Origin of the sequence: uncultured Thiodictyon sp., from assembly GCA_903837595.1 — a bacterium.
Taxonomy (GTDB): Bacteria; Pseudomonadota; Gammaproteobacteria; order Chromatiales; family Chromatiaceae; genus Thiodictyon.
The window spans coordinates 1-2,487 of the sequence record CAILVI010000315.1 but is presented as its reverse complement, the minus strand read 5'-3'; the positions used below and the strand labels follow the sequence as shown (position 1 = coordinate 2,487).

General features: G+C 59.7%; 4 protein-coding genes. All 4 read left to right on the top strand.

Going from position 1 to position 2,487, the window contains the following annotated elements; all coding sequences use genetic code 11:
* Positions 1 to 89: 89 nt before the first annotated feature.
* The 4 genes from QZY44_RS17320 (at position 90) to QZY44_RS35840 (ending at position 2,447) form a co-directional block, all read left to right on the top strand.
* A complete protein-coding gene (locus tag QZY44_RS17320; protein WP_295448922.1) occupies positions 90 to 986 on the top strand; it encodes a hypothetical protein in 897 nt (298 codons plus the stop codon).
* 499 nt (positions 987 to 1,485) lie between these two features.
* A complete protein-coding gene (locus QZY44_RS17315; protein ID WP_295448919.1) occupies positions 1,486 to 1,827 on the top strand; it encodes a hypothetical protein in 342 nt (113 codons plus the stop codon).
* 111 nt (positions 1,828 to 1,938) lie between these two features.
* Positions 1,939 to 2,244, top strand: coding sequence for a recombinase family protein (locus QZY44_RS35845; protein WP_365304711.1), 306 nt, complete (start codon positions 1,939 to 1,941; stop codon positions 2,242 to 2,244).
* 47 nt (positions 2,245 to 2,291) lie between these two features.
* On the top strand, positions 2,292 to 2,447 hold the full coding sequence (locus tag QZY44_RS35840; RefSeq protein WP_365304708.1) for a helix-turn-helix domain-containing protein: 156 nt from the start codon (positions 2,292 to 2,294) through the stop codon (positions 2,445 to 2,447).
* Positions 2,448 to 2,487: the final 40 nt, after the last annotated feature.

Here is a 2,487-nt window from a genome sequence, read left to right as displayed (position 1 = left end):
CGCAAGCGCCGCGAACTAGCCGCAGCCGCACAAGCGCCACGGCCGCCGGCAGCAAAAGGACACTCAGTCCGCCGGCGCAGCGCCGCGCCTTGCTCGCCGTGACGAAACGCAAGCCGCAGGTGATGGTAAAGATTACCTCATTCGGCAAGTCACAAAAAGCGGTCGCCGCGCATCTGGATTATATCAGCCGCAAAGGCGAGAACGAAGTATTCGACAACCAAGGCGATGACCTCCATGCATTAGCGGCGCGGTCCGACCGCCAGCCGCGCGACGTGTTGGACGAACTCGCGGAGCGGTTGAGCGATCCGCCCGCGGCAGACGGCCAGGCGGTTAAGCGCAGACCGCGTGAACGGGTGACCATGAACCTGATGCTGTCGATGCCAGAGGGGACCGACACCGGCGCTTTCGAGTTAGCTGTTCGCGACTTCTTAGGTGGGACGTTCACGAAAAACGATCATGTCTTCGCCTTTCACGACGACCGGAATCACTATCACGCGCACCTTGCGGTAAGCCTGCAAGGCGACGATGGGTCATGGCTTAACCCGCGTAAACGGGATCTGCAAGCGTGGCGTGAGAACTTTGCGGAGGCCCTGGAACATCGCGGCATCGCGGCAGATGCAACGCCCGCATATAGCCGGGGCAAAGGCAAGGGCGGCTATCGCAGGGACATCGAGGAACCCCGTAAGCGAGGAACCGGGCGGCGGGCGGCCCACTCGAAGAGCTTCGACGCCGAGACGGAGGGCGCAGCGATCCAGCAACGCGCCGCCGCCTGGAGCCGGATCGGCGACCACTACGCGCGGGCCGGTGATCAGGAGGCAACGCAGGCGATCCGCGAGTATGTCGCGGATCGGTTCGACTATCACCCCGACGCAGCCGCGCCAGTGCCCACCCCGACGACACCGCCGACAGTCGAGGCCCTGGAGCGGACAACGACCAGCCCGGGGAAGGTGCAGGAGCGTAGCAGGGATGAGGGCCGAGAACGCTAGCGGGTTGCCCCGTCTTGCTGGGCTGTCGAGGCTGGCGGTAGCCCCGGCCCGCAGGGCAAGACACCCCGTTGAGCCACAGGCGAATAAGGGGAGCGAAGTAGGCGCACACCCTTCGGGGTGTGGGCCTACTTCGCATATCCTGCCCTGCATTCAGGTGCAATTTTGTCGCTGTAAATGCGCGTCACCAGATGCAACTTTGTCGCTGTAAAGGCGCTGTTTTATCGCTATAACACCACGGTAGAGCAAAACCGGTGAATTTCGACCGAAAATGCGGTAAAACATCGCGGTGACTGAGATCCTTAAGCGATCCGGTAGCTCACTGATTATCAAAACTCGGTGCGGCGGCTTCCAAGCGGGTTGTTCGTACCCATGCCCGTCACACTGGGGTTACTAATGTTCACACGTATCCTGATCTGCCCCGAGGTTGTCCCGCTCCAGGGCGAGGGGCTCATCTCTTGGTCGTTTTCGCCGCGCCATCATGGGTGTTGATCGTATGACTATGCCGAAGTTGACCGCACATGACGGAAGCGTCAAGGGCGCCCGCGCCGCTTTTGAGGAGTTCAAAAAGAAAACACGCGAACCCTGGCCCGACATGGACGCGGATCTTGAAGAGTGTATGGGAATCATGCACAAATGGTTCTTGCGCACAGGTCCGCTCTTATTGATTGATAATCTACGCATGAATGGTGAAGCGATAAGTTATCGTTTGCCCGCATGGCAAGAAGAAATCAAGCAGCACTTCACAAAAAAATATGGTGAAGAAGCAGGCGGTGAGATTTTCCCAAAAGCAATGTATCGGCTTATCCCAATTCAAGATGATGAGCCGAAGCACATCCACTGAGAGGGGTGCTGGTGTGCCCCTTGTCCGGCAAACCATCCTTTTTCGAACAAAACCAAAACCTCTGCGATTCAATCGCTTGCACGTCCGCTAATTCTGTCCGAAAATGTGGGCATGAAAATTGGTTATGCCCGCGTGTCCACAGAAGACCAAAACCCCGACTTGCAGCTTGATGTCCTCAAGGCGCCGGGCTGCGAGCGGATTTTCACGGACAAGGGGCAAAGCGGGGGGCTGCGCTCGCGTCCACAACTGGACAAGTGCCTTGCTGCCCTCACGGCGGGGGACGTGCTGACGGTCTGGAAACTTGACCGCCTCGGGCGGTCGCTGCCTCACCTTGTGGCCGTGCTGGAAGACTTGCAGGGGCGCGGCGTGGGCTTCCTGTCCCTGACGGAAGCCATAGACACGGCAAGCGGGCTTTAATCACTGAGCGCACCCGTGCGGGAATCCAAGCCGCCAAGCGGCGGGGCGTGAAACTGGGACGCAAGCCCGCGCTTTCTCCTGAACAGGTAGCCCATGCCCGCAAGCTGATAGAGGCGGGGGACAGCCCCCAAGCCGTGGCGCGGCTGCTGGGGGTGGCACGGTCTACGCTTTACAAGTCGGTGGCCGAGATAGCAGAAACATAGGAGTCATGTATATGCGGGTTTTTCGTATTCTGGTTTTGGG